This is a genomic window from Sulfurimonas sp. (assembly GCF_019429335.1).
In the GTDB taxonomy this organism is placed as follows: domain Bacteria; phylum Campylobacterota; class Campylobacteria; order Campylobacterales; family Sulfurimonadaceae; genus Sulfurimonas.
Genome location: NZ_JAHYJB010000001.1, coordinates 110,196 through 136,792 on the forward strand (window position 1 = coordinate 110,196; position 26,597 = coordinate 136,792).

Annotated in this window: 32 protein-coding genes and 1 tRNA gene; 8 read left to right on the forward strand and 25 right to left on the reverse strand. The window is 35.1% G+C overall.

All coding sequences use genetic code 11. The annotated features are described in order from the left end of the window. Window positions 1-24 precede the first annotated feature (24 nt). From K0A91_RS00615 to K0A91_RS00730, 24 genes are all read right to left on the reverse strand, one after another. Entirely contained in the window at window positions 25-516 is a 492-nt protein-coding gene (locus K0A91_RS00615) for an SH3 domain-containing protein (protein WP_295007107.1), read from the reverse strand. Continuing rightward, window positions 513-971: a hypothetical protein gene (locus K0A91_RS00620; protein ID WP_295007109.1), complete on the reverse strand. Its 459-nt coding sequence runs from the start codon at window positions 969-971 to the stop codon at window positions 513-515. Before K0A91_RS00620 ends, K0A91_RS00615 begins: the two co-directional genes overlap by 4 nt. Then, window positions 968-1,501, reverse strand: a complete 534-nt coding sequence (locus K0A91_RS00625) for a hypothetical protein (protein ID WP_295007110.1) — start codon at window positions 1,499-1,501, stop codon at window positions 968-970. The genes K0A91_RS00620 and K0A91_RS00625 overlap by 4 nt, the downstream gene beginning before the upstream one ends. After that, entirely contained in the window at window positions 1,476-2,180 is a 705-nt protein-coding gene (locus tag K0A91_RS00630) for a hypothetical protein (protein WP_295007112.1), read from the reverse strand. The genes K0A91_RS00625 and K0A91_RS00630 overlap by 26 nt, the downstream gene beginning before the upstream one ends. Further along, window positions 2,177-3,952: a conjugal transfer protein TraH gene (locus tag K0A91_RS00635; protein ID WP_295007114.1), complete on the reverse strand. Its 1,776-nt coding sequence runs from the start codon at window positions 3,950-3,952 to the stop codon at window positions 2,177-2,179. The genes K0A91_RS00630 and K0A91_RS00635 overlap by 4 nt, the downstream gene beginning before the upstream one ends. Window position 3,953: 1 nt before the next feature. Continuing rightward, on the reverse strand, window positions 3,954-5,024 hold the full coding sequence (locus K0A91_RS00640) for a hypothetical protein (protein WP_295007116.1): 1,071 nt from the start codon (window positions 5,022-5,024) through the stop codon (window positions 3,954-3,956). A gap of 32 nt (window positions 5,025-5,056) precedes the next feature. Further along, window positions 5,057-8,749, reverse strand: a complete 3,693-nt coding sequence (locus K0A91_RS00645) for a conjugal transfer protein TraG N-terminal domain-containing protein (RefSeq protein WP_295007118.1) — start codon at window positions 8,747-8,749, stop codon at window positions 5,057-5,059. Window positions 8,750-8,813: 64 nt separating this feature from the next. Then, entirely contained in the window at window positions 8,814-12,494 is a 3,681-nt protein-coding gene (locus tag K0A91_RS00650) for an EAL domain-containing protein (protein WP_295007120.1), read from the reverse strand. 85 nt (window positions 12,495-12,579) lie between these two features. Beyond that, complete coding sequence (locus K0A91_RS00655; protein ID WP_295007122.1) at window positions 12,580-12,873, reverse strand: hypothetical protein; 294 nt, start codon at window positions 12,871-12,873, stop codon at window positions 12,580-12,582. Beyond that, complete coding sequence (locus K0A91_RS00660; RefSeq protein WP_295007124.1) at window positions 12,857-13,105, reverse strand: hypothetical protein; 249 nt, start codon at window positions 13,103-13,105, stop codon at window positions 12,857-12,859. Before K0A91_RS00660 ends, K0A91_RS00655 begins: the two co-directional genes overlap by 17 nt. A 56-nt stretch (window positions 13,106-13,161) precedes the next feature. After that, window positions 13,162-13,707, reverse strand: a complete 546-nt coding sequence (locus K0A91_RS00665; RefSeq protein WP_295007126.1) for a hypothetical protein — start codon at window positions 13,705-13,707, stop codon at window positions 13,162-13,164. Beyond that, complete coding sequence (locus K0A91_RS00670) at window positions 13,700-13,936, reverse strand: hypothetical protein (RefSeq protein WP_295007128.1); 237 nt, start codon at window positions 13,934-13,936, stop codon at window positions 13,700-13,702. The genes K0A91_RS00665 and K0A91_RS00670 overlap by 8 nt, the downstream gene beginning before the upstream one ends. Then, window positions 13,933-15,495, reverse strand: a complete 1,563-nt coding sequence (locus tag K0A91_RS00675) for a TraB/VirB10 family protein (protein ID WP_295007130.1) — start codon at window positions 15,493-15,495, stop codon at window positions 13,933-13,935. Before K0A91_RS00675 ends, K0A91_RS00670 begins: the two co-directional genes overlap by 4 nt. A gap of 2 nt (window positions 15,496-15,497) precedes the next feature. Next, entirely contained in the window at window positions 15,498-16,310 is an 813-nt protein-coding gene (locus K0A91_RS00680) for a type-F conjugative transfer system secretin TraK (protein ID WP_295007132.1), read from the reverse strand. Further along, window positions 16,279-16,875, reverse strand: coding sequence for a TraE/TraK family type IV conjugative transfer system protein (locus tag K0A91_RS00685; RefSeq protein ID WP_295007134.1), 597 nt, complete (start codon window positions 16,873-16,875; stop codon window positions 16,279-16,281). Before K0A91_RS00685 ends, K0A91_RS00680 begins: the two co-directional genes overlap by 32 nt. Before the next feature lie 2 nt (window positions 16,876-16,877). After that, window positions 16,878-17,228, reverse strand: a complete 351-nt coding sequence (locus tag K0A91_RS00690; protein WP_295007136.1) for a hypothetical protein — start codon at window positions 17,226-17,228, stop codon at window positions 16,878-16,880. Window positions 17,229-17,237: 9 nt separating this feature from the next. After that, on the reverse strand, window positions 17,238-17,543 hold the full coding sequence (locus tag K0A91_RS00695) for a hypothetical protein (RefSeq protein ID WP_295007138.1): 306 nt from the start codon (window positions 17,541-17,543) through the stop codon (window positions 17,238-17,240). Window positions 17,544-17,709: 166 nt separating this feature from the next. Next, a complete protein-coding gene (locus tag K0A91_RS00700; RefSeq protein ID WP_295007139.1) occupies window positions 17,710-18,591 on the reverse strand; it encodes a hypothetical protein in 882 nt (293 codons plus the stop codon). Further along, window positions 18,584-18,805 carry a hypothetical protein gene (locus K0A91_RS00705; protein WP_295007141.1) on the reverse strand — a complete coding sequence of 74 codons (222 nt, stop codon included), beginning with the start codon at window positions 18,803-18,805 and terminating at the stop codon, window positions 18,584-18,586. The genes K0A91_RS00700 and K0A91_RS00705 overlap by 8 nt, the downstream gene beginning before the upstream one ends. Continuing rightward, window positions 18,802-19,335, reverse strand: a complete 534-nt coding sequence (locus tag K0A91_RS00710) for a metal-dependent hydrolase (protein WP_295007143.1) — start codon at window positions 19,333-19,335, stop codon at window positions 18,802-18,804. Before K0A91_RS00710 ends, K0A91_RS00705 begins: the two co-directional genes overlap by 4 nt. Continuing rightward, window positions 19,336-19,971, reverse strand: coding sequence for an HD domain-containing protein (locus tag K0A91_RS00715; protein WP_295007145.1), 636 nt, complete (start codon window positions 19,969-19,971; stop codon window positions 19,336-19,338). 21 nt (window positions 19,972-19,992) lie between these two features. Further along, entirely contained in the window at window positions 19,993-20,367 is a 375-nt protein-coding gene (locus K0A91_RS00720; protein ID WP_295007147.1) for a hypothetical protein, read from the reverse strand. After that, the gene (locus K0A91_RS00725) at window positions 20,364-20,768 is read right to left on the reverse strand and encodes a hypothetical protein (protein WP_295007149.1); all 405 of its coding nucleotides are present in this window, start codon (window positions 20,766-20,768) and stop codon (window positions 20,364-20,366) included. The genes K0A91_RS00720 and K0A91_RS00725 overlap by 4 nt, the downstream gene beginning before the upstream one ends. After that, on the reverse strand, window positions 20,765-21,466 hold the full coding sequence (locus K0A91_RS00730; protein ID WP_295007151.1) for a RepB family plasmid replication initiator protein: 702 nt from the start codon (window positions 21,464-21,466) through the stop codon (window positions 20,765-20,767). Before K0A91_RS00730 ends, K0A91_RS00725 begins: the two co-directional genes overlap by 4 nt. Window positions 21,467-21,742: 276 nt before the next feature. Between K0A91_RS00730 and K0A91_RS00735 the strand changes: the two genes are divergently transcribed. The 5 genes from K0A91_RS00735 (at window position 21,743) to K0A91_RS00755 (ending at window position 24,411) form a co-directional block, all read left to right on the forward strand. Further along, on the forward strand, window positions 21,743-21,949 hold the full coding sequence (locus K0A91_RS00735) for a hypothetical protein (RefSeq protein ID WP_295007153.1): 207 nt from the start codon (window positions 21,743-21,745) through the stop codon (window positions 21,947-21,949). Between the two features lie 87 nt (window positions 21,950-22,036). Next, on the forward strand, window positions 22,037-22,582 hold the full coding sequence (locus K0A91_RS00740) for a response regulator (RefSeq protein ID WP_295007155.1): 546 nt from the start codon (window positions 22,037-22,039) through the stop codon (window positions 22,580-22,582). A gap of 88 nt (window positions 22,583-22,670) precedes the next feature. Beyond that, a tRNA-Glu gene (locus tag K0A91_RS00745) sits at window positions 22,671-22,745 on the forward strand. 86 nt (window positions 22,746-22,831) lie between these two features. After that, window positions 22,832-24,130: a glutamate--tRNA ligase gene (gene gltX, locus K0A91_RS00750; protein ID WP_295007157.1), complete on the forward strand. Its 1,299-nt coding sequence runs from the start codon at window positions 22,832-22,834 to the stop codon at window positions 24,128-24,130. Continuing rightward, a complete protein-coding gene (locus K0A91_RS00755) occupies window positions 24,127-24,411 on the forward strand; it encodes a YggT family protein (protein WP_295007159.1) in 285 nt (94 codons plus the stop codon). The genes gltX and K0A91_RS00755 overlap by 4 nt, the downstream gene beginning before the upstream one ends. A 5-nt stretch (window positions 24,412-24,416) precedes the next feature. Here K0A91_RS00755 and K0A91_RS00760 read toward each other — a convergent pair whose 3' ends face one another. Next, window positions 24,417-24,905 (reverse strand): hypothetical protein, encoded by a 489-nt coding sequence (locus K0A91_RS00760; RefSeq protein ID WP_295007161.1) that lies wholly within the window; start codon window positions 24,903-24,905, stop codon window positions 24,417-24,419. Between the two features lie 96 nt (window positions 24,906-25,001). Here K0A91_RS00760 and mobB point away from each other — a divergent pair, with 96 nt between their 5' ends. The 3 genes from mobB to K0A91_RS00775 are packed head-to-tail and all read left to right on the forward strand — an operon-like array spanning window position 25,002 to window position 26,542. After that, window positions 25,002-25,505 carry a molybdopterin-guanine dinucleotide biosynthesis protein B gene (gene mobB / locus K0A91_RS00765; RefSeq protein ID WP_295007163.1) on the forward strand — a complete coding sequence of 168 codons (504 nt, stop codon included), beginning with the start codon at window positions 25,002-25,004 and terminating at the stop codon, window positions 25,503-25,505. Between the two features lie 4 nt (window positions 25,506-25,509). Continuing rightward, on the forward strand, window positions 25,510-26,352 hold the full coding sequence (locus K0A91_RS00770; RefSeq protein ID WP_295007165.1) for a class 1 fructose-bisphosphatase: 843 nt from the start codon (window positions 25,510-25,512) through the stop codon (window positions 26,350-26,352). Next, complete coding sequence (locus K0A91_RS00775; protein WP_295007167.1) at window positions 26,336-26,542, forward strand: hypothetical protein; 207 nt, start codon at window positions 26,336-26,338, stop codon at window positions 26,540-26,542. The genes K0A91_RS00770 and K0A91_RS00775 overlap by 17 nt, the downstream gene beginning before the upstream one ends. The last annotated feature ends 55 nt before the right edge of the window (window positions 26,543-26,597 follow it).

The following is a 26,597-nucleotide window of genomic DNA, read 5'->3' on the forward strand; positions in this document are numbered from 1 at the left end:
AAAAGTTGCGTTAATCACGCAACTTTATTTCTGTTGCCCAAAAGAGAGCGTATAATCTCTAATGTAAGAGGACTTCGTGTTTGATAATTTACACCAACCTTCATGTTCTTCATTGGTAGCACAACTTCCAATTTCAAGAATAGTATTTTTTCTTACGATTCGTTGAACCTTGGAGTTTGTACTTGGTTTCTCTCTTATATTTGTATATGGAAATCTAGTTATTGCAGAATTCACTATACTGTTCTTGCCTGACGTTGATAGTGGTTTCAATATGTCGTTAGCAACTTGAGGATTTATTTGTTTTTCTAGCTTATTAATTTCCTTTTGCATTTTTTTGATTTCTGAAAGTATATAATCATTATTTGCCTTCATCTCTTGTTGATTTAAAATTGTTTTACCAAGAGCTCTCTTTATCTCAATATTATTAGCGACCGCATCTTGATTGTAAATAAGTGAATCCGATGCCTCACAAAAGGCAAATGTTATCAATAGTACGGATAATTTTTTAAGTATCATTTTAAGTCACCCTCGTATGCAAAATCTTTTATAATCGCATCATACTCGGAAGGAGTGTTCTCAACGTTCTTAGTTCTTACATTGTTTGATTCTGCGCAAGAGCAAGGCGCTTGAAGAGCTTCAGCTTTTTTAATCTCTTTTTCTAGATCATCAATTTTTTTAGTCATATTCAATGACTGTTTTTTTTGTTCCGCTATATCTTGCGTGACTGATTCGAGTTTGTCATTTATCCGAGCAGCGTTATCACTATTGCTTGACACTTCTGTTCCTAAATCCTTAGTTTTTTTAATAAGAATTGCAACGGCTTTTTTTATATTGTCGTCATGAGGTATTAAAACCTCTTTTGTCGTCCTTATTGTTTCTTTTTCAATTTGTGGTTTTACCTCTAAGCCACTACATCCATTTATGAACATTGCTCCTGCTAACAACACTGTGCCTTTTAAAATTTTCTTCAAGATTGATCTCCTTTTATTTTTATATATGATGCCTTTAGTCGCTCAGCATATTGTTTGTTGTGCTCTGGTGTCTTAGAGTGATATCTTGCAATCGTTTTCCAATCCCAAGTGCCTGTCTCTTCGTAATGCCCATAAACAATTCTACAAGCATTATTATAACTTTTTTCTAAATTAAAGTATTCATTTTTATCTTTAAAAAAATACCATTTTTGATTTATCTGATATGCTCCTAAGTCTAAATTATAAATATCAAGCAAATTAATTGAAGCAAGAGTGTTTTCACAGATATCGATACCTTTGCAGTCTACGGTTCTGCCATCTAGCCAATTCAAGTCTGATATTTTTTCTTTTGCTTTTTTAGAGTCATTCGGATTATTAAAAGATATTAAATAAGGATATCCTATATCTCTTTTTTCGTGCATCTCATTTTTCGCTATAAGATACATTACCGAATAATCAACTAAGCATTCAGCTTGAAGCATGGAAGCTAAAAGCAAAGAAAAACTAAAACTTTTGGCAGCTTTGTTCATCTTGACTTCCTAGCTTTTTGATTTGTTCACAAGTTTCTTTCATTTCCTCATGAGTGCAACTCTTGTTTAAATAAAAGTTTGCAGCGTCCATGTTCTGTAACTTTTGATACATAAAAGCTAAGATAAGTTGCATTTTTGGAGTAGGGCGCTTTTTTTCTGCCTCATAAAGCCACTTTGCTGCAACCTCTATGGAATTTGCGGATGAAACATTATAATCAAGTATAAAGCTTGCGAGCATCATCGAGAAATAATCTTTTTCCATCGTCGGCACTGAGGAAGCCTGAATGGATTTTGTCGTTTTTGTCATCATTTCAACATCTTTTAGTTCAAGGCTTTTTGCCATAAGAAAAGCAGCGGCTTCTTTTGAACCCAAAGAAATTGCTTTATTTAGCAATTCCTTTGCTTGTTCTTTATCCGTTTTGGTTTTTGTGCCATCTTTGAGCTCAACTCCTTCAAAATATATAAATCCTAGATAAAAAAGAGAGTTCACATCGCCAAGAGATGCCCCTTGTTTCAAATCTGTAATCATTTTATCAAAGTCTTTTTTCGTGTTGAGTTCTTTTTGAGTCACAGAACTATTATTTGTCAAAACATCATTATTCAAAGAATTAAAGCTTGCAAACAAAGTAGTGCTTAACAACAGTAAACTTCCTATTGTAAATATTGTTTTTTTTATCATCTGTTTGTCTTTACGCTTTCAATTCTTTGTTCTCTTTCAATCTTCTCAAACTCTTCCATAAAGCCGGTTCTTCCAATTTCCTCTTCCATCTCTTTAAGCAGCTTTCTTATCTCGCTTGAAATAGTTCTTATCTGTTTCGAAAAATCATTCACGGCAGTAACCTCTCCTTTGGTTCCATCCACTAAAGAAAGAACTCTGGACTCCATTCCACCAATAAGCTCTCTTGAATAAAGTATTGCATTTGTTTTTGCAAGATTTACTTTAAGCATTTCTGTAAAAGGGGTTGATTGTCCCGCCCTTTTTTCAAGCAAAACAATTACGTTTATATATTTTTGAATACCGGAAACCAAAAGCGGCAGATTGCTAGTCGTAACACTAGAGGTATCATATTCATCATAATTTATACCGCTTGCAGTGAAATTCGTTTGTGCCTGAACGCCATCTCTGATGTTCTTCAAACTTTCAAGAAAAGCACCGTTCCAAACGATATTATCAGCAGGAAATATTTCTTTCTTTTCGGAAAGCAAAACAGTGCGCATTTTACTTAACGGATTGCCATTTTCATCTCTTCCGTTTGCAATATCTAAATAAACCATTTTTCTATCAGGAACAGATATCGTATTGCCGGTAACTTGTGAATATTTTTCATTAATTTTACTTCCACCAAACACTAGCATTTGTGCTGCATCTTTTGGATCCGAGATAACAGGCTCTATCTTTGCATATTCAGGTGTTGGGAAAATGGAATCATTTCCTGTTGTCACTGCCTGTGCTATGTCGGCAGATATAACATCATACTTAATGCGACAGCTTTCATTGTCAATTTTACTTTCAAAACTTTGTATTGTTTCATCATTTGTTCCTATGTCTCCGAAAAATATATATTTTAAGGATTCAAAAAGCTTAATTTCACTGCTTGGCTGCACCATAGTAAACCCCGAACATCCATTCCCGGCAGTGCCACTATAAAGAGAACTTAGGCTTGTGATAAGAGCTATGTCTTGACTCGCTGATGAAGATGCATGTGTTAGCATTACGTTGGCTGAGACAGAACTCGCAGAAGCTGCTACATCTTTGTTTTTTTTCTTCTTTTCCTCTATCTCTTTGCCTAGCGCTTTATTTGCCGAATCTTTTAATTTGCAATTCGGGTCGTCTTCATTACCGTTACAATTTGCGAGCTCCTGAAGCCATTCAAGTCCGCTATTCCCATCCGAAATGTATGTATTCATCGCTTTAAAAGGTCCCTCTATAGCATCACTTAAAGTACTACTATGAAAAGCCTCTGAAAGCCCATTTGCTCCAGCGATTGCTTTTCCGATATTGCATCCATTTTGCAATAATCCTTGAAGAGCGTTTGCCCAAGCCCTGATTTTTGCGAACACAGCGCCAACAGCAGGAAGTGAAAACTCAATTCCCAAGAATATGCCCATTACTAAACTTGAACCCGCGTTACTAAGCATCTCTTGCAGATTGCTTAAGCCAAGATAAGATAAAAAGCCCCCCTCTATCGAAATTCCACTACAGCCTCTTTTTGCCGAAGGAAGTTTGTATTGAAAAATGGGGGCATTGGACACACTGTTTTTCAGTTTAAACTTAAAATCTCCGCCATAGATATAAGTACCGCCGCCAAGCGGATCAGACCAACTTCCCGCTGATGTGCTTGTGCTTAATACAAAATCATCTAGGTTTGCTGCTTGCATAACAGATGGTGTAATCAATATAAGAGACAGAGACAGACTGATAGGTGCCAATATTTTTTTATTTGTAATCATTTTATTCCTCTATGTTCCAAATTTTATAGTCACTTAGAGCACCTCTTTTTACAAACTCTTCTTGCTCTAACCATTCATATATTTTTTCATTTAAAGAATCTTTTGAGACTCTTCCGATTGCAACTGCCTGTTTCTTTAGGTTTTCTTCTTTTAAGATATCATTTTCTTTGTAAGCTGCTACATAAGTCGGTGTCATATGAATATTATTTACATCAAACGAATCGCTATTAACTATTGATGACACGCCATTAAATCCACCTTCTATAAGAGGATTCCCTTTTGTTGCTTCAAAAAAATCTTTTTTATCTTTTTCAGATTTAAACACGAAAGAGAGTGAAGTTTTTGGTTCAGTATTTCTTACTATTTCTGAAAGCTCTCTGATTGAAAAATAATCTAATGCATCAGCTTGTAAAAATATATACAATGCCAAAGATTTATCCTTGTACATCTCATTTAATAAAATGGTTCTGGCTTTCTCTCTTTTTTTAGATAGTAGATTTGTGTTGGAATTAGCATCAGGGCGAGACAAATTGATTGGATACGCTTCATTTCCGTAGGTGTTCATTGCGTATTCAAATGAGCGTCCTATCTTAAATGGACCGGAATTTAGATATTTTGCTTGCCATTGCAGATAATCCCTTGCTGTTTCGGGACTTGGATTTACAAGAAGATTTTTAATAACGGGGATTTTTTGAGCATCTTTAGTTAAGGGCATGACGAAACAGTCTGCGCTAGAATTGGCAACACATTCCTTTCCGTTAATAACTACTTTTTGCGGAGTAGGGTTAAACTCCCCATTTAAAACGTCCAATATCTTCTGCTGTATATCTCTTTGCTCTTTTGCAACTTCAAGAAGTTCTTTTAAAACACCTGCCACATCCGCCGTTTTCACACTTGAATTAATTCCGTTTGTAGAAGATTTGTTTTGATTTTGGGGCTGTTTGGTTGAGTTTGTGTCTTCAAATTCATAAAACTGTGTACCACGCTCTGCCGTGCTAGCTTTTGGTCTATCATGAGGGGCAGCTATCAGAAGTGTAGAAGATATTATGCCTATCGCAATATTTTTTAGCATTTGCTTCCTTCGTTTTCTTTTAAAAAAAATCACTATGTGTAAAATAGTATAATATCTTTTCTTAATTTAACATTATTGTATTTTTTAACATCAGGATCACTCAAATCAAAATCATCAGGCACATGTATTCCACTGCTTGTAGTTTTATACCCCTTGACACTTTCGTTTTTATTTGGCATACTATCTTTATCTGAATTAAAGGATTTATCATGATTACTTTTATTGTTTACCTTGCTATCGGGGCTACTATCATTGCTGTGACTGGTTGGGTTTTCAGGGTTTCTGTTAGTCTTATTAAGAGGGTTTGGGAGAGCGTCCCACATTTTTCCCACAAAACTCCCTCTACCTGAAATCCTGCTGGTCGCTTCTGCAATCGCAACTGCTCCTGCCACACCAACACCGGGTGATGCAATCGTGTTGTAGAGTTCTTCTGCTTCTTTCTCGTCGAAACCTATGGCTTGCAGTGCTTCCACTCCTTTATTATGCCCCTTTGCGGCGATTCCTTTAACCCACTCTTTTGGACTCATGGCAAACTCTGCTGCTTCTGATGCAGCTGCACCTTTAAGGTCTTCTTGGAGATGCTCTCCTTTCCATCCTGCATCTAGTTTTTTACCTGTAGAAGCTTTGATTTGATCATCGAATTTACCGGAAAAGCCAGAGGATAAAGTTCCTGAAAGTTCACCATCTTGAGAGAGCCCACCTGAAAACACATGCCCACCTCCAAACAGCATAGAATTGCTTGCTGAAAAAGAGCCTGCTTTAAGTTCTGCTTGCTTGTTCCAAAAGTCTTGCCCGGTTAGAATATTGCCTTTTGCGTCCAAGAACGGAGCCATAGTTTTATTAGCGGCTACATTAGCTTTAAAGCTATCACCGCTTTTTGACATTTCTAAGCTAAAAGCCTTATCTCCGGCTTGTCTTACAATCTCTTCGGCTTTTTCCCCTAAAATGCGCTTACCTTTTAAAGCGCTTGCTTGCTCACCAGGAGTGATAGCAAATGCTTTTTCTCCTTCACTTGTCATATTTCCATTGCTATCTAAAAAGCCGGCTGATTGATTAGCATTAACACTTGCCATAGACTGACCCGTTTTCATAGCTGAACTGGCTTTTTGAAGTGCCACAAAGCCACTTTCACCACCTGCTGTTTTAATAGCTTGGGTTGAAGCAGTGAAATTTGCCATCTCCTGTGCCTGAACCATAGAGCTATACGACTGTCCGTTTAAGGTTTGATCAAGATTGTTTCCAAAGCTTTTTTGAAGAGAGTTCCCTTTGGCTACAAGTGCTTTTACGTTAGCTTGTTCTGTTCTTTTAACATCTGCCATATCATCATGAGTTAAGTCTTCTTTACCTGCACCCATCACTTTATTAGCCGCTATTCTTGATTGATTTGAAATACCTTTAGCGTATTCAGCAAACTCGGTAGAATCTCCTTTCGTTCCATCTTTATTGAAAGCCATTGAAGCTACAAGACCTGCCGCATTCTCAACACCTTTCACAAGTGCGTCATTCGCCATTACTTTAGCGGCATCTATTTGAGCATCCCTGCTGTAGTCTTTATTGTCTTTCGAGAACTTACCTTTAGCCGCTTGAGATTCTATTGAGGCTTCTGAATCAGTCTGTGTTTGGTACTGAAAATTGTCCCCGATGCCATCTTTTGAAAATGCTTCTCTCGCCCCAAGCCCAGAACCAACGGTTTTTCTTAAGCTCATCTCGGCATTGCCTTTCGCCGCTTCGATCTGATTCTCTCTGCTAAGCTTAGAGTTATTTAGTGATAGTTCACCTTGATGTGCTTGTGCCGCAAAGCCTGAAGCGGCATTAGTTCCCGCTTGATGCATAAAATCACTAACGCTACCCGGTTTACTATTAACTTGATTTAACAATGCTGAACCAGAACCAATTTCAGATGCTAGATTTTGAATACCCGTACCGGTTGCCGCACCTGATCTAGCTTGTGAAAACTTCTGCCAATCACCGCCATATTCTCCGTCAACCATTCTTTGCGAAGAGTATGAGGAACCTAATGCCGCTGCTTCTGATGATATTTGATTAAGATACTTTGAAGCAAGCATATCTTTTGGTATAGATGTAATTCCATAGCCTCCTTCGAGCTCTCTTCTAGCCGCTGCTTCTTCCCACGCTGCTGCTTCAGCATTATGTAGCCCGCCGGTTTTTACCGTCGAATCCAAAGCTGTTTGCCCACCGGCATCGCCTTTATATTTACCCATAACACTACCATATGCACCCATAGCGGCGGCAGTTTCTCCTTTAAAAACAACTCCGACAACGATAGGTACGACAATAACAGCTGCCAACCCCATCATTCCACTCATATAAGCCATCTCTTGCATATATGCGGGAATGCCGCTTGCCGTGAATGGATTATTACCAAGCGCTATAACGACATCTGCCATTTTGTTTTTATAATAATAAAGAGAGATGGCTTGTACTATTGCCAATGCAACATCAATAAAAGAAAAAGCAATAAGACCAAAAGTATAGTTCATAAGCATTTTACCGCCTTTTTCTGCCCCACTTATTCCTGCCACAATTCCCATAGGAATTGCCAAAAAGAGTAAGATACCAAATATTAAAAACTCTAACACAGGTACTACTCTAATCATCCACTTGAACTGTCCTGTTGAATCTGTCATATTTTGAAGCAATGATTGTTGCGCGGTCATTTCATTGGAGAGATCTATTCCTGAAAGCCCTACACCCGACTTTGAAAAAGCATTCATAACTACGGCAGAACTTGCTATATTTAACATAGCTTTTTGCATATTAGAGAGTGCAACTGCTGCATCGGACTCAAGCCCCGCCACAAATGTTAAGCTTTCTGCCATGGCAGAAACATCTACGTCAGTATTTTTTAGTTGCAGATTTTCAAGCATCTCATTTTTTACCGTGTTTATTTGTCCTAATATATTAGCATTCCAAAAGTCTGTACAAGTTGTATCTTGACCACGCAAATCAGGAATATGCGTGGTATTAAATCCGGGAAAATTCGCAGGCTTTAAAGCTTCAAGCTGTTCAATTTTCGGATCCATAACTTTATGAACCTGCGTTTGATCTATATAGAGTGCATTTTCTACAATACACTTCTCTGTGTAGTGAGAAAGTGCCTGACCGAATATCGGAGCTATATATTGATCATCTTTTGAGTATTTAAAAGAAGCGGTTGCAATCATATCTTCTGCGAGTGTCATTGGTGTAGCAAATCCGCTATCTCTAAGAGAGCCGCCGTCAATGGGTGACAGAGCGTCTGTTGATGCATCAATAATATGATATTTAATTGACGTAGCAAACGAAGCGGAAACAGCTATATAAAACGGTATATTATCTGTTTTTGAATATCCTGCATAATCTCCCGTCGTTGCACCATTAATATCTTCTTGAACATACCCGTGAAGAGTTCTTACATCTAACACATGAACAGTAGCTGACGGATAGAGCAACATTGATATAAAACCAATGCTTGCCGCAGTATTCCACGATACATCAGAAATGTTTTGTTGATAAAATCCCCGTGCAATAAAAATAGTGGACGCAAGGGCAACAAAGCCTAGCACTGGATTCATAAATGCATCGTTTTGTATAATCATGGCTATTGCATCGAAGATTAACTTGTAATATGAAGCATCGCCGTAAACATAGATCGGCCATTCATCGTCATACGATGTGGCATATGCCATACCTGTCATCAACAAAAGAAGTAAAAAGATTCTCATGGTATTGCCTTTTTCAATTCAAATAAATTATTTTACCTAAAAAATAATTTATATAGTCTTATTCTTATCTTAACGTATTTTTGTTTGTCTCTAGCGGTACAGGCTTGCCGACTAGGAAACCTTGCACATAATCAATTCCGAGGATTCTTGCTAATTCCAACGTACTTTCTCTTTCTACATGAATTGCAACAGTTCTTATGTTGGTTTTTTTACAAAAGCCGACAAGCATTTCGGCGAAAATATAAGCTTCCGTGTTCTCTTCAATTTCTCTTATTAGTGTATTGTTTAGTTTGATGTAATCAACATCTATCGCAAATATTTGATTGAAATCAGCATTTTTAATACCTATGCCGTCAAGCGCAATTTTTACATTATAATCTTTTAATTTCTTAACGAAATCCTTTACTGTATTGAAATCTTCAACAACTTCATTACCGCAATCAACATCTATTTCAATAATAAATCTGTTGCTCGCACTAGACGAAGACACCTTATCTATTATATATTTGCTTAATTCAGAATTGTTAATATCACAAATAGATATATTTATCGAGAATTGCTCCTGTTCGTTTTCATAACTTTCAAATACTTTATCTATAACTATTTTACTAATAGAAGTATAAATACCAAGTTTTTTTGCATCATCAAGGAATAGGGCAGGAGACAACAGCTCTTTATTCTCTTTTTCTATTCGTATTAGATTTTCATACATCGGCTCATTAATATCTTCTTCAATGGATTGAATTTTTTGTTTATAAACCAAAACTTTATCCGTATTAATAGCATCTTCAAGAGTATTTAACATTTTTTCTAAGCGCTCTTTTTCTTCAATTTCGCCTACCATTTCGGCGCTATCACCTTTAAGCATCTTGTAGGCTTCGTCATCTTCGAGATTATTTTCAAGTTTTAAGGCGGCAACTCTTACCGCATCATGTATGCTTAACTTATATTTTTGAGCCAAATACTCTAAAAATGGTCTTTCTTGCGGTCCCATGCCTGCATATGTGTAATGCGACAAAGGATCGGTTTTCAATTTGCTTACCATAATCATTTTTTCACTACGTATCATCGCCTCTCCGACTTTTAAGGTCTTATTATTCCTGATGGATTTCATTAATCTAACAATTATTTCAGGCAAATATACTTTTTTTGCATTTACCGCTTGTTCAAGTCCGTCACTCCCAATTTGTAAAAAATATTTCCAGTTTGCATTGTTATACATCGCTTCTGTCATTCTATTAAGAAAGAAATCCTGAACCCCCTGCGTAATTGTGATCGCAATTCCATTATATTTTCTAATTCTTCTATAGAGATCGTTTAAAAAAGCAACAACAATCATATTGTCAAAAATCATCCACGCTTCATCCACAAAAAAAATCTTTGGTGTTCTTCTGTCTCCAAAAAATTCAGCCATTACTGTTTGTGCGAATGCCATAAGAACTACATTATAGAGCTCTCCTTTGCTTTTTAAATCATCAAGTTCAGCAATAACATAGGCAGATTTGAAATCAATATTATTTGGTCCATTGAAATACTTATAAAACATCCCCTGTGGAACACAATACGAAGATATCGAATCTATAAATCTACTAAGGATTTCTGCATCTTTATTTCTATTTTTAGCCAATAATTCTTTTACTGTGTCTTTCAATGCTCTATATACCGTCTCCATTCCGGCATTTTCGCCCAATTGCCAGTATGATTCTTGGATTGCCCCTTCGACGCTTGAAGCTATAAATTTTGTTGTAAGATCATTTATAATATTTGAATTTTCTGATGTTGTCGATGCCAATCGCACACCCGCCATTTGTCCGATGATGGGAACGATTGTTTTATACTCATCTGCGTGAATGACACTTCTTAAGATGCCTTTCTCGTCTTTAACCTGTAAAATCTCATCGGTTTCTATCGGCTGGTCATTTTCATCAAGAACCATTTCTCCATTTTCGTCTGTCAAGATTTTTCGCTGCATAATAATTTTTGTAAAAAAATTCAGACAAATATCGTTACCATCAGAAAATTCTATATACTGCCCACCTATAAAATCATTAAGATATTTGTAAGAGTGCCCTGCGTCAATGCCTCTTACGTTGTACCCGGCCGCAAGAACCATGGCGTGAATATCATTTTGCGTATAAGACTTACCGGAACCAGATTCTCCGGCTGCTACAACATTGTAATTGGTGTCACTATCATAAAAATCAAAACCAAACAATTGTCCGCTTCTTCCAAAATAAGGAATAACCATTCTCGAACCAGACGCATCTGAAATCAAAGGAGCAATTTGAGTGTTGTTTGATAGGAAAAGAACTCTAAACCTTTTCAGTAGCTTTTTAACGTTCTGATTAAAATTTAAGGGCAATGTCGCCATTAATGAAAGCAGGGCTATATTTCCAAAACTTTCTTGAATTAAACTCCAGTTCTTTTTTTTAAATTGGGCAATCGCTTTTCCATAATACTCATCGAGCCTACTTTTATTATCGTCGAATATTACAAATGTCCACATGGCTCTTAATGGAACTTGCCCTGCATCTTGATATTTCGTAACAAGTCTTGCTTCTTCTGCTCTTTTTTGTACATCAGGAAAAGAATCTCTTATGGTACTGTTTAACTTGTTTGTTTCTTTAATGTTCCAAGTAGCAATATTTGCTAGTTTTTTATTAGTTTCTTCTACATTGTCATAGGAAATTACGAGGGAGACCAAAAACGGAGATGGAACTGTATTTTGGACAGAAGTACCAAAACGATCATAAAATAAGCCGGTAAATTCAGAAAGTGAGATGGATTCAGGAAAATTTTTAGTAGTAATCGTTTTTGCATACCACTTTTCCCCAATAAGAATTTCTCCATTGGTGGTAGTTCTTATTCTTGTTCCTTCACTCGTCATTTGGGTACTCATATCAATAGAGTAATCAGCGGGAGAGTCCCATGATTCAATCTCAGGAGAAAGAATTTCTTTTACCATTGTAATCATCTCTTTACCACTAAATTCTTTTGGATGCAGCTCCGACAAAGTACCTTTTATCTGAGCAAAATATGAATCGAGTTTGTCTTGCGGCGTTCCTTTGGGAAAAGAAAAAGAGACTAAGTTTATAAAATCTCTGATTCTTAAATCAACCCCTTTTAACATAGATTTATGAGTCCATTTCCTTAGATGTCTTGCTCTTGATCTAATCATATCGTGAAGAATATCAGGGTGCGCAACATTAATATTACTATCTAGATGTATCTCTTCAAATTCTTTAATTTTATTTTCAACATTTCTACTTGCAAAAGTAAAAAAATTAGCAACCGCCCCTTCTACGCTAATTGTTTCCAAACAAGAAGTTAATATAGATTCTACATTTGAACCAATAAATGCACCCGGATGAACTCTAAATACGAAACCCCTTCTTCCATCTCTCATTGTGTAGTAGCCCAAGCCGTCTTTTTCACCGTATGCTCTATATTCTAAAAAATCAGAAACGGTCCTTCTTTTTAAAAGAGCCGTTAAGTTTTTCTCTTGTAGCCCTTCTGTACTTTTAAAAATCTCTTTTGGCTCAAGTAATATTTTTCTAATAGCATTAGAGCGTGTAGACAAATTATAAAATAAAAAACTCAACACAAAAGATATAATTCCGGTTGAGACAAGACTTAAATCATTAATTGCATACGCCAATGCCCCGAAAAAAAAACCTAAACCAAAACTACTTATTGCTATTGATTTACTATCTTCTTCTGTTAAATTTTTATTTTTTCCAATCATGAATATCCTTTTTTTTAAAAGTTGCGTTAATCACGCAACTCTGTTTTTATGTTTATTTTGACACTCTGTTTTAAAAGTTGCGTGATTAACGCAACTCTGTTTTTGATACTATTTTGGGCAATTCAGACTTGTTGTCATTGACATATTGGGCTATATATAACGATAACTCATCGTCATTTTTGCCTTGAGCCAACTGAAGGTTGTTTTCAAGAGTTTTCAAGCTTTCTTCTGCTTTTTTATTTTTAAGAATAAGCTTGTAAACGGCTTCTTTTACATCTCCCATGGTCGCATGAGAATTGTCTCCTGCCTGCAAAAGAGAGGCGCAAGCAAAAATACATACCACAACTGCTATTTTTTTTACATTACTCTTCTTTTGCATCGTTTAATCCTTCCGTCTTGTCTTGCATTCCGACATTTAACATAGATGCGAAAACGATAAATGCAGTTGTTAAGCTAACAAAAAGCACATTCTCCTCTACCACTGGCGCTAAAGCCACGACAATTAAAGCAACCGCTACCGATACTATTCCCGCCTTAAAAATTACTTTATCTGCTTTTTTGGGGTTTTCTTTTCTTAGTTTTTCCAACTCTTTATATTTTAAAATTTTCATTTCGTTTCTCCTTTAATTCAAAGTTGCGTGAATCACGCAACTTTTTTAAATTTTTCTTATTGATCGAGAAATTTTTTAATTTCACTATCAAAAACGGTTGTTTTTTCCAATCTTTTTACGGACTCGTTTGTATCATTTTGTTGCTGATATACAATGTTGTTATATTTGATAATCTCCTCCTCTTCAATTTTATTTGCGTTATCTAGTTCAGAGTCCCTAAACAAAAACGGTATTTTATTCTCCGGAGCTACAAGACCTTTCCAGTTTTTATTCGGAACTGATTCGCCAATAATAAAATCCGGTGCTTGTGCAACTACATAATTGTCATGAGAGCTGACTAGAGTTTTCCCGTCTTTATATGGAGCCACCCATACTTTAATAATCTTCCCCATATCCATAACAACTTTAGCATCGTCTTGTCTTGTTCCTATAATTGGTGTGATTTTAAGCTGATATGGTTTTGTATGAATCTTATCTCTCTCGATATCACTAATCATATCTGGTATAACATCTTTTTTTTGTGAGCAACCGCCAAATACCAATAAGACGGAAATACCTATAAACGCACGGAACCATATTATTTTGAGTAGCCTATTATTCATCTTCTTTTGCCTTTCTTGCGATTTCATTTCTTAGTTTTAATTCTCTTAAATCATTCTTGTTCTGTAGTATCTCGATTGGATTGGCACAAACACCGACATCTGTATAATCGCATCCAATTTCGTCGCAACGACTTTTCTCTTCGCCAACCGAAAAAAATTGACTTGCGCTACTACAACCATTTAGAAAAAACAGAGATAGCACCAGTACTAAAATTACTTTAAAAATCACTTTTTCTCCTTTATTGAAACATCCAATTTTTCATCGATGTCAAATCCGTTATATCTTGACGGCTCAAGTGTTTCTCCGCCTTTTAGATGCAGCGTTACTTTCTTCCCTGACATAACAGATATCGTTGGATACATTCCTGTCAAAATTTGGCTATAGTGCTCAAAAGTACGATCAAGACCAGAGCTTATACCCTTTCCGAGCCCTTGTTGTGTAGCAGAACTATATGTTAAGTCGGTTCCCGTACCCAAGCCACCAAACGTCGATGTTCCCTCTGGCATTGATTTTGCAACCATTGCATCGGAAATTGCGCCTATTATTTCAAGAGCTATCATTTTTGTAATGACTTTTCCCGAGCTATCCAATAGTCTCCCTTGCAAGCCAAAGCTTCCATTTTCACCTATTACCCAACCTTTTATCTGTTCTTCAATGCGAACCTTGTTGCCCTCTTGATCATATCCGCTACAACTTATTTCCGTAAGTAAAATATCCGCTTTAGATGTATTGACATTTCCGGTTGCAGAACCCGAGATGAGACAATTTTCAATGTTCCCAACTTCGTCATTAGCTATTAGAGTTTCGCCGTCAACCGAAAATAAAACCGGAGCAGGGTTCTTGCTATTGCTGCCACCAAAAGTAGGCGCATTAATTCCGGTAAGCAATGTTGCATTTACCAGTCCTTTCATAATATGGTATTTTTTAATATTTTTTTCTTTTTCTTCGTTTTCTAAATACAGAGAAGTTACTATTTCACCACTTTGAACCTCTAAGGAATCTATCGATACTTCTTGATAGGAATATTCTTCGCTATCCGGCTCAATAATCCTACTTTGCACTTCTTCTTTTTTAACTTCTTCTTTTTTTACGATAACGTTTTTGGGCTTCGGTATTTCAGAGAGAGGAGGCGGAAGCAATTTTGAATTTTCATTTAATATGGTGTGTTTATTTTTTATATCTGATAAATCTTTAACCGCAGCAGCATTACTTTTTATTTTTTTATCAACATTTTTCAATGTCTGATCTAGCTGTTCTGATATGTTAAACTTCAGCTCATTCATATTCAAGCTTAATTGGTCTACATATCCTTTTACAATATTTCTTGTTTCATTCAAATCATCTTTTACTGCTTTTGTAAGTGCCTCGGAGTTTTCTTGTATCTCTTTTTTTGTTGCCTCTAAACTTTTTTGTGTGTTTTCAGCCAGCATATCAATTCTTTTGCTTTGAAAATGTTTCCATCCTTGCTCGTCAATTGATATTTGTACATCAGGTTCTTTTGTTTTATTTTCATCAACAGTACTTCTTTTGTCGTCGGCTTTTGAAATTTGGGTTGACCATGTTACAAAAGACATTACAATAATGATAAGCGCACTGAAACCAATAACAAGAACACCGAGTTTTTTAGGGATTTTTTCATGAGCAACCCTAATATCGTCAATGCCTATGTCATACCTTTCTTCCCGAGGGCTGTCTTTTTTAATACTGCCAACTATACTGCCGGACACAGCATTGTAAAGAGACGTTGTAAAAGATTTTATTTCTGTAATTATGTTTTTTATTTGCATCTTTACTCCATTCCCCCGTTTGTTCTTACGACAAAAACTCTTATGCTTTCACTGTTTTTTATAAAATTATCTTCAAGAGAAATAGCAAAAATACCTTTTTCATAGAAAGATTCTTCATGAATAATGGTGTCATCGTTGTCTTTGTTTGTTAAAATCCACTCTTCAGCCAAATATTTTTTACCAATCAACTCTCTGTTTGAGCGTATTAAAAAACCGTTGGATTCAAATGAAACATCTTTAGAACTGCTTTTGTATCCTTTTGGCAGTGTTTGATTAAATAAATGGACCATTAACATATTTATTGTCTCTTCGTGCGAGCCTTGTTCTGTTTTTGCCGCAAATTCTGATTTAGATTGAGGAAGAATAAATTGATAATGCCCAAACCCATTTTTCTTGTCTGCTTTAATTGTAAGCAGTATAGGATGATCATATCCCCAAACAACCATTTTCATGACACCTTCTTGTTTCGGAAAGAAAGTAAAGCTATTCACATTTTGAATAATTGAAATGTTTTTAGTTTTCATTGGCATCTCTTTTTGCACAGGACCTTGTTTGTTTTTTTCGGCAAGTAAATCACTCACCGCCTCTTTCTTTTCTTGATTAGATTCCTTGCCTTCCACAACCTTTTGTTTTACCATAAAAGAAGTAATGTTTTTTGCTGAAATTTTAAAAGGGAACTCAATGACCGAAAATTCTCCCACGGGAACAACAATTTCAACTTCTTGTGTAATTGGCAGTTCTTTGCCCATTACAAAAATAGGAATAAATAAAATAAAAAATTTTCTACTTGCAAGTAGTTTTAAAAGACTCAACATAGATGTGTCCTCCTTCAATGTTATATCCAAGTTTATATGCACACTCTTGAGCTTGAACTATTGGCTGTTCGTCTATATATTTTTCATAGAACCCCTCAATTGAAACTATAGCTTTTCTGCCATCTTGCTTAACTTCTGTACGAATATTTTCACGAGCAAAAGTGAATTTCTGAGAAATTAAATCGTTAGAAACTTGCGTTTCATATTCTTTTAATAATTTTTCATATTTATAATAAACTGCTGGATACATTCTATTTTTGAGATATTCCATTTTGTCCTTAATGTTTTTTTGATTAAAAACTGAAATATTCTCTACGTCTTCTCTTCCCCACATCTTGAAAAACCTCTCATTCGCTTGTTCTTTACCGACAAAAATCATACCTTCCTCTTTAATCGTTGTTGGAAGATCTATCGTTACTTGAATTTTGTCTATCATTTTCATGTACCCAATAATCAATAACGCTATTATGATAATCTGTATAATTAAAAAAAGCGATAATTTACTGTTTTCAGCAATAGTGTTGTCTAGCCTATCAAGCCATTTTTTTCCTATTTTGTCACTCATTATTAATCCCTAAAATCATTTTCAAAACCGAAAGGTATGTTTTCCGAATTTGTTTTTATGTATTTTCCATTTTTTTTAATCTTTACAGTTGGGTTATAAAGTCCAATTGAATAAACAAAATGTTCCAAATAACCAGGGGCTGCTTCTTTCACTAACGACTTATAAAGTTTTAAAGTTTTATATGCCCCATAGGCCGCAAAAAGAGGAGAGAGCCAGATTGGAGATTGCAATAAAACTAAGATTATAAAATATGCAATACCACTGCCGATAGTAACAGCAACAATATCCCATTCAAATCTATAAATAAGCCTATATGAATCCATATACCGCAAAAATTTAACTCTCTGGCTCATTTTTTCCTCCTAAAAACCGAGAATTGAAGTTATATTAGACGTTAAGTTTGGTGCAATAAGAGGTGCCGCTGCAATAACAAGAACTGCGCCCGCAGCCCATAAAAGAGGCGTTTTATCACCAACTTGATAAGCTTTAAGAGCACCAAACGCCAGAATAAGCACCATAACAAGGTTCCCGGCTGTTCCAGAAATCATTGCTAAAAGCACTTCCAAATAACTACTAAAAGCTCCCGGCTCCGTAACCGCAGAAGCAGACGTAATAAAACCTAAACCGACTAAAAAAACAAATGCTCTTAAAAACATATTTTTTTTCATGTTGTTTTTTCCTTTATTTTAAAAGTTGCGTGAATCACGCAACTTTGTTTTGAGAGAATAAAATCTCAACTAAACAATAGCAATTCTTTTCTTTTATCAATTCATGGGGGCATCTGAAAAACAGTAATTATCAGTCGCCCTTTTACTTTTGTTATAAAATACACTTTTACACCTCCCCTGTTAGTTCATCTTTTAAATTTCTGGCTGCTCTTTGATTTGTTCTGCGGTAAGCTTTTTCGTTTTCTTGCCTAACGGCTTCCCATCTAGGTGCAAGTAATTTATATATAACTATCCAATAAAGAAAGTATGAAATTACATAAAAAGCGGAAACTATTAAAATAGAATTTTGCATGTCTGAGGTGCTTAAAGAAGAAATGTATGTATGTATTTTCTCCATTTTATTAAGATATTGTTCACTAATTTTTAGTATATATTTGTATAAGACTTCTAGGTTGAAAAGCATTAAAATTTGTATAAAAATAAATAATACTGTAAGGAAGTTCATCGCAATAGTTTCTAATGGTCTTACCCATCCCTGATAGGTCTTATGTATTTTTTTTAGCTTGCCGTCTTTTCCATTATTGGCAACATATTGTCGTGCGTATTTAACAAATCCCATAGGAATAGCGACAAGATATAAAAACAACATTAGATAAAATGCGCCGGCGATAATTGTAAACTTTGTGCTCATAAAGAGCGTGGAAAAAGAAAATATCGTCATTATTAATATCTTGGCAAATATTGTTGAAAAATTTCTTTTTAGAAGTTTTATTCTCATTGAAAGCATAAATTCTTCATCAAAAAATGCTCTTGGGCTCTCTTCAAAGTCTACCCCTGCATTGTAGTTTTCTCGAAAGAAACGTAATATCTCAAAGTCAAGCCCCCATGGTCCTTGTTTTTCTTTTTCCTCTCCAATCCTCTCCGTATTATTTTTTTTATACGGGTCTTGTTTTCCGGCGTAAGCATCCTTCCCATAATTGTCTCTTGTTTGATAATCTCCGTATCCGCCTATTCCTGCATACGCATTATTATTGCTGCTATTATTCATTTTGTGCACCTTTCTTTAAATTTTTAATTAATTTTTCAACTTCATTGGTTATCTCAAACATTTCATCCAGATTAGTACTTAACTCCCCATTGAATATTGCGAATCGCTCTATTTTATTAACACATCTAGCTGTTGCCATCTCCTTGTATATTCTTTCAAGCTTAATTGAAAGGGCAAAAGTTCTGTGTGCCAGGGAGTATTTAAATTTTTTCAAAACAAAAACCCTCTAGTGTTATATATTAATTTAAAATAAATGTATGCATTAAGGAGCAATAAAAAAAAGACAATAATATATTCTTGAATAGAAAAAGTTTTAAATCTTAGCACTCTTGGCAATAACGCTATTTTTGTATTTGAAAAAAAAGGAAAGAAAAATCCATAAATTCCCCCTTTTGTAAGCATGTCTCCAACATCATGAAGCAAAATTCCAAAAGCAACTGCATACAATATTGCTGAAATATAAAAATTATCAAGACTAAAACCAAATGCCGATAATAATACAGGAGTAATAAGCCAATGGGTTATTGTTCTATGTCTAACTCCAATGATTTTTAATCCATACGACACGAGTAACGCTTTATTACCAATATAACTATTGGGTTCATCTATATCTGGAAGTAGTGATCCAAAAATAATTGCTATATATATAGCCAAGGCTTCTGAATTTCCATAATCCATAGCTACATAATCAATAATAGGATATGCAAATGCGGATGCTAATAATACGTGCCCTTTAACAGTCATCTATACAGCCTTCTTGAGCTTTAATTTTTCTGACTCTCTAGCGGCTCTATCTGCTTTAACGAGTTCATTCCTGTATCTGTTTTGCTTATCTGCTTCAGTAGTTAGAGAGTCATGATGAATTGAAAGAACATATCTAATGATCTGGATCGCGGTTTCATCTAGGTCAAAAAAATCTCTATCTTCTTCGATAATTGTATTAAAATACTGACTGCTTCTTATCCAGTGCTTCTCTTCTTTTGTGATTTTGTAGTGCTTACAAAGTGCATTTGATTTACCGAAGTCATGAAGCAGTGCCAACAAAATAAGCACTTCTCTGCCTTGCGTTTCTTTATCTACAATTTTTAACATTTCTGCAAAAACATTTAAAGTATGTTCGTATAATTTGATCTCAGTAAAATCATACTCAGCGAACAATGTATCTCCATTTGTCACAGACGACGCCTTATCAAACTCAAACTTATCCATATCTTCAAAAATTTTTATTAAAATTTTTCTATATCCGTTAGTTTTCTCCATTATTTTTGCGAGATCATAAAAAATTTGTTTATTTTTTATTTTTACGTCAAGCGTAATTTTCTTTTGATTTGAGATTACTTTTTTATGAGAAATATTAGATAGTACTTTGTTTATCATCATTTTTCTCCAAGCCATGTGCATTTAGAATTCCTTAATCGATTCGAGAATCATCTTTTTAAACTCTTGCAGAGAAGGTGAAATAGCATTATAATCGAGTGCGTTACCAGTAATTATTGTTCCGTCATGCAAAATTATTTTGCACTTATTGCGATTATCGACATGCAAATGTCTAATAAGAAAGACGTCTATTTCTTTTTTATCAATTGTTAACTTCGTAGCAATAGGGTAATTTCCCAATGTTTTTAAATATACATCCAGGTCATCTATTGCACAGCTAAAAGCATATGGTTTAATCGCAGATAAGATATTTACGAATAACGTAGATTCATATTTGTAAGTTTTGATAATCAAACTTTTTTTAAGCAGTTCCTCTCTTGATATATTTTTATTTTTCATTTTATGACTCCTTTTTTGATCTGTAAATTTATAAATAATAGATTTTCAATCGGTATGAAAATTTCAATCGTAAATCTATTTTTTAAAACTTTATAATATTTGTAGTATTTAGTGCATGTGAATAAGTCAGTTATAGCCCGTGGAGCAGGGCGGTGTAAAGAATTTATTTTACGCAAATGCGTGATGTTTTTACGCAAATGCGTGATGTTTTTACGCAAATGCGTGATGTTTTTACGCAAATGCGTGATGTTTTTACGCAAATGCGTGATGTTTTTACGCAAATGCGTGATGTTTTTACGCACAATAAAAGCATTTTTGTTATTACAATTATTTATATTATACGCTTTTAAATTTTGACCAAATGCGTACACTTTTTGAACAAGATTTGAATAATTTTTCATTGAAAATCCTCAAGCTTTGTTTTACGAGCTACGGAAAAAGAAATCAATTTGTCTTCTTTAAACACTAAATATTTAAAGTTAAACAAACCTTGCATTTGCTTTTCGGAACGCTTTACCATCTCAACAATTCTTGAGAAATGTTTATGGTCTGTTCCAAAGAGCTTATTCAAAGAATCCATATTGAGGCTAAACTCACTTTTAATGGTTATGACACTTTCTATATATTCATAGAGGCGTTTGGTATACTTACCCTTTAAAGCAGCAGCGATATTCATTCTGATTGGGGTAAAATTACCTATGTTCCTAGCCCCATCTTTGGGATGACGCATGATGTTGACTAAAAATATCTCATTCATTTGCATATCACATGTATTTTTGTCCTCTTTTCGGTAACCGTAAGACTCTATAATTCTTGTATGGAACTCCCTGTATTTAGAGCCGGAAACAGGATGTACAAAATCTTTCAATACAACATCTGTCTGATATAGCTCTTCTATTGCGTTTTTGACATCATCTATGTCTTTGCGCTTGCGAAGCAGCAGACCTTGTAATGTTTGTATATTTATTTCAATTTTTATTCGCTCCTGATATTCTTTTGGATGTACAGCAAAGAGATTCTGTTGAACAGTTATATAGATACAATTAAGCACATCCAATGCAAACTCAGACAAAAGTGTATTCTTGTTATTCGCATCCAAAAAATGTCCTCTTATCACCGGATTCTGTTTGTAAATTATCACTTTATTGTTACACATGTTTTTCCTTAGATAAAATATATCTTAAAAAATAAATGTAAATAAAATATTTAAGCAAATTAGCTCTGTTTTGAACTAATATTTTATACGTAGGAGAGAACAAACTATTTTCAAGAGAATTTACATTATGTTAACCAATATGTTAACCAATATAATAAAACTGCGTATACATTGTGTAAATAAACAATAAAACTAAACTTACATGCAAGAAGTAATCAGATGGACAGAAAAGATAAACTAATTAACGATATACAAAACCTGTTAAACACATACGAAGGCATTCATAAAACATCAATCAATCCTGACTTGTTAAAATTTATGGATGAAGAGAGCCTGCTGAGCATTATAGACTCCCTACTCGACCAGAAAGAGGCTTCAAAAGAGTCTGACATGGAGTGGCTGGAGAAATTTAAAACATACAAATAGAAATTTGGTTTATTTTAACTAAAATTCGTTTGATTTGTTACCAAATTATCTGCTACAATTGCACAACATTTTAAAAAGGATTTTAGTATGTCTAATGTAGACCTAGTTCAATTAGCCCAACAAACAAAAAAACTCTCAGTTATGATAGTGGAAGATGAAAAAGTAGCAAATGAGCTTCTTAGCTCTACTTTTAAAAACTTCTTTGCAGATGTAAAGTCGTGTTTTAACGGCAAAGAGGCTTTGGAAGCTTACATAAAATCGGCTCCCGATGTTGTATTTGTTGATATCATCATGTCTGAAATGGACGGTATAGAGCTTTCTCGCAAAATTCGTGAGATAAATCCTAGCCAAATCATTATTGTTATCTCTGCAAGCAATGACATAGATAAAATCTCAGAATCTATAGAAGTCGGTGTAAACAGTTTTATACAAAAACCTATTGACACTAAAAAGATAATCGAACTATTGACAAGCGTAGTTGCTATGATTAATAAAAAGAAAAGAATAGAGACTAAAACATTCTCTATCTCTCTACCGCTTGACCTGTATGAAATCGTAAACGACAATGCAAAAGCAGAAAGCATCTCTAAAAACGCCGTAATTATCAGAGCGCTTCGTAGTTTTTACGAATAAGGTAATTTTTTACTGAGCTTGAAGTTATTTTATAGTTTATTAAGAAATAAATCTATATAATTTCGGCTCAGTAATAAATACTGTAAGTGGCCCCGTCGTCTAGCGGTAAGGATCCATGGTTTTCATCCATGTTACAGGAGTTCGATTCTCCTCGGGGTCACCACTTCATTTCATAAAAACAATCAAAAAATAAAACATCCCCTCAGCTAAATTGCGATAGAATCACAAAAATTATTTTTAGGATTTTTAATGTTAAGATTTGCGCCAAGTCCAACCGGCGATATGCATATCGGCAATCTTAGAGTTGCTATATTCAACTATATTGTTTCAAAACAGAGAGGTGAAAATCTCATTATCAGAATTGAAGACACCGACAAAGAGAGAAATATCCAAGGCAAGGACAAAGAGATACTTGCGATTTTAGATCTTTTTGGCATAGAATATTCTCAAGTGATATACCAAAGTGAAAACTTCCGCTTTCATTCCGCTATGGCGCTACAGCTTCTACTAGAACTAAAAGCATTTAACTGTTTCTGCTCAAGTGATTGGCTTGATAAAAAAAGAGAAGAAGCAAAAGAGAGCAAAACAGCCTATAGATATGACGATGCATGTGCTTCACTGCCTGATGAGCTTGTTATAGACAATGAAAGCCCATTTACGGTAAGAATAAGAAAGCCTCATGAAGCCATAGTTGTAAAAGACCATATTAAAGGCGAGATAAGATTTGAACCTAACGACATAGATAGTTTTATTATTATGAGACAGGATAAAACACCGATGTACAACTTTGCTTGTGCGGTTGATGACATGTTAAGTGATGTTTCACTTGTTATTCGAGGCGAAGATCACGTCAGTAACACTCCAAAGCAGATTCTTATTAGAGAAGCCCTAGGCTACGACAAGAAGATTGAGTATGCGCATCTTCCTATCATCTTAAATGATGACGGTAAAAAGATGAGCAAAAGAGATGATGCTTCAAGCGTAAAATGGCTTCTTGAAGAGGGTTTTCTTCCATCGGCTATAGCAAACTATCTTATCCTAATAGGAGATAAAACTCCAAAAGAGATATTTACTATAAAAGAGGCTCTTGAGTGGTTTAGCTTGGAGAATATATCAAAATCCCCTGCCCGTTTTGATATCAACATGCTAAAACATGTAAACAGGGAACATCTTAAAATGCTTGATGCAAAAGAGCTATCTAGATATGTTGGTTTTGCTGATGAGGAGATAGGAGAAGTTGCAAAAATATATCTTGAAGAGTCCAACACAACTAAAGAGCTAAAAGCTAAAATAGCTTCTATTTTTGCAAAAAAAGATATTCCTGATGAGTTTAAAGAGTATGCCCAGACAATAGTTAAAATTATTAAAGATGCGCCCTACTTTGAGGAGTATGAGGGTTTTAAAAATTATATTATGAATGAGTCTGGATTAAAGGGCAGAAACCTTTTCAAACCGTTGCGTATTTTACTCACGGGCGCAGAGCATGGCCCTGATATTGCCGCTGTGTATAAATATATTAAAAATTATTTAGGAGAGATTGTAAAATGAGTATTTTAGTAGAGATAATTCTAGGAACAGGCGCGATACTTCTTAACCTGATTAACGTCTATATATGGGTGGTCATTGTTGCGGCTCTTATCAGTTTTGTAAATCCTGACCCTTACAACCCGATTATTCAATTCCTATACAAAATCACAAATCCTGCATATGTTTTTGTAAGAAAATTTGTAAAGACAAATTTTAATGGTATTGATTTAGCTCCGCTTTTTATCGTAATAGGACTGCAAATCATAACGGTTCTATTGAGCGCTATTTTACGCGCTCTATAGGCACCCTACTCCTCTTTTTTATACTTTAAAACAGCAGACGACGAATTGCCGTTTTCTAACACAAGATTTAGTGTACCTGACTTCTTAAATGCAATTAAGTAGTAGTGATTCCAATCATTTTTTATATCAGCAAGGTGTGAAAACTGATTCTCTTGCGGTAGTTTTTCTATTTTAACTGGAAGCTCTGAATTTAACTTAATCATCAAATCAGCATCTGTAGGATTTTTTGAATCATATAGCTCTCTATTTTCTTTTGTATAAAAAAATACAAAGAAGTACTCTTCCCCGTAAAAAGCCTTCGGATAAACCTCGTTTAGATACACCGCCGAAAATACACCGCTAACCTCGCCCTCTTTTGACATTATTTTTGAGCTCTGCAGACTTGATGCGCATAACTCTTGAGTTTTGTCCATCTCAAATCCAAAAAATGCGTTTTTATTTGAACATCCAGTAAAAAGTATTAAAAATGTTAAAAAAATAAAAAAAGTTTTCATCCAAATTCCTCTAAATAATGAGAGAATTATATCTTATTAAACAACCTTTTAACGACTCTTTTGTATAATCGCTAAAATTTTAATAAAGTGTATAAATTGAAAAAAAGATTGGCAGTCGCATTTACCGGACCCTCAAACAGCGGTAAAACAACCCTTATACTGAAAATTGCAAGAAAACTTATACATGACTATAAAAAAGATGTTGCAATAATCAAACACGACCCAAAAGACAAGGCTCGTTTTGATGTTGAAGGCAAAGATAGCTATAAGTTTTCAGATACGGGTGCGGAAGTTATTGTTGCTTCACCGAACCGCACAACATATTTTTCTCAAAAGCACAAAGATCTCGATGAGATGGTAAGGCTTTTTGACAAATTTGACATACTGCTCGTAGAGGGTCTTAAAAACCTGCCACTGCCTAGAATAAGCGTGTTTAGAGACTCTATTGATGAGACATACTTTCCGTATATGGACGCGTTGGCAATAGACGCAACTATAAATATAAGCGAGTATGAGTTGCCAAGAGGCGTGGATGTTTTAAACATAAATAATTGCGAAGACGTAATAAAATGGATATTTGAAAATGCAAAGGAAGTATAAATAGATGACTGATATATTTAGTGCCATACAAAGAACGGCCATAAGAATAAAAGATGCGATAGATACGAAAGATATAGGTTATTCGCAGCAAGAAAACAGCTCTGGCGAGACACAGCTTCAGCTTGACATTAAGTGCGACATGATTATAGAAGAGGAGTTTTCACATGTAACTTCTATTCACACTATCGCGAGTGAAGAGAAAGAAAGAGAAGTATTGCTAAATAAAGGTGGCAGATACTATATCGCTTATGACCCGCTTGATGGCTCATCTTTGATTGATGTAAACCTAAGTGTGGGCTCAATTTTCGGCATTTACGAGAAAGGTTTTGATGCCAAAAATATGGTTGCATCATGCTATGTTGTCTTTGGTCCGAGAGTTGAGATGGTCTTTGCACACAACAAAGCAAAGCTTCACCTGCTTCAAGGAAAAGAGTTTGAATTTGTCAAAGAAATTCGCTTGAATGAAAAAGGAAAACTTAACGCTCCGGGCGGAACGCAGCAAAACTGGAAGCCTTACCATAAAGAGTTGGTTGAGAGCTTTTTTGCAGAGGGATACCGTCTAAGATACTCAGGAGGCATGGTTCCTGACTTGCACCAGATTCTTCTAAAAGGCGGCGGGCTTTTTAGCTACCCTGCAACATCTGATAAGCCTAATGGAAAACTTCGCAAGCTTTTCGAGGTATTCCCTTTTGCATTTATTTTTAAAACGGCGGGCGGAGAAGCAATTAACGGAAAGGTAGACTTAATGGAAATTGAGTGTGCCCATATACATGACACTTCGCCATGTTTTTTTGGCTCTAACTACGAAATACAAAGAGTAAGAGAAGTTTATGCAAGAGAACGGTAACTTTGCGATGGACAAGTTTGAGATGCATCTTGATGAGATGATAATCAAACTTCATAGTTGCCAAAATGATAAGAGTTTAATGAGTTGCAGTAACTGCGAGTTCTATTTGACATGTGAGCTTAGAGGTGACTATGTTAAATCGGTTTACAACAGTATGTCAAAAGGCGATACTGGCGGATTTGAGTTTTGATATGTTTATCTAAAAAATCTGATGCTTTAGCATCAAGCTTCAGTGCCAAAGCGGC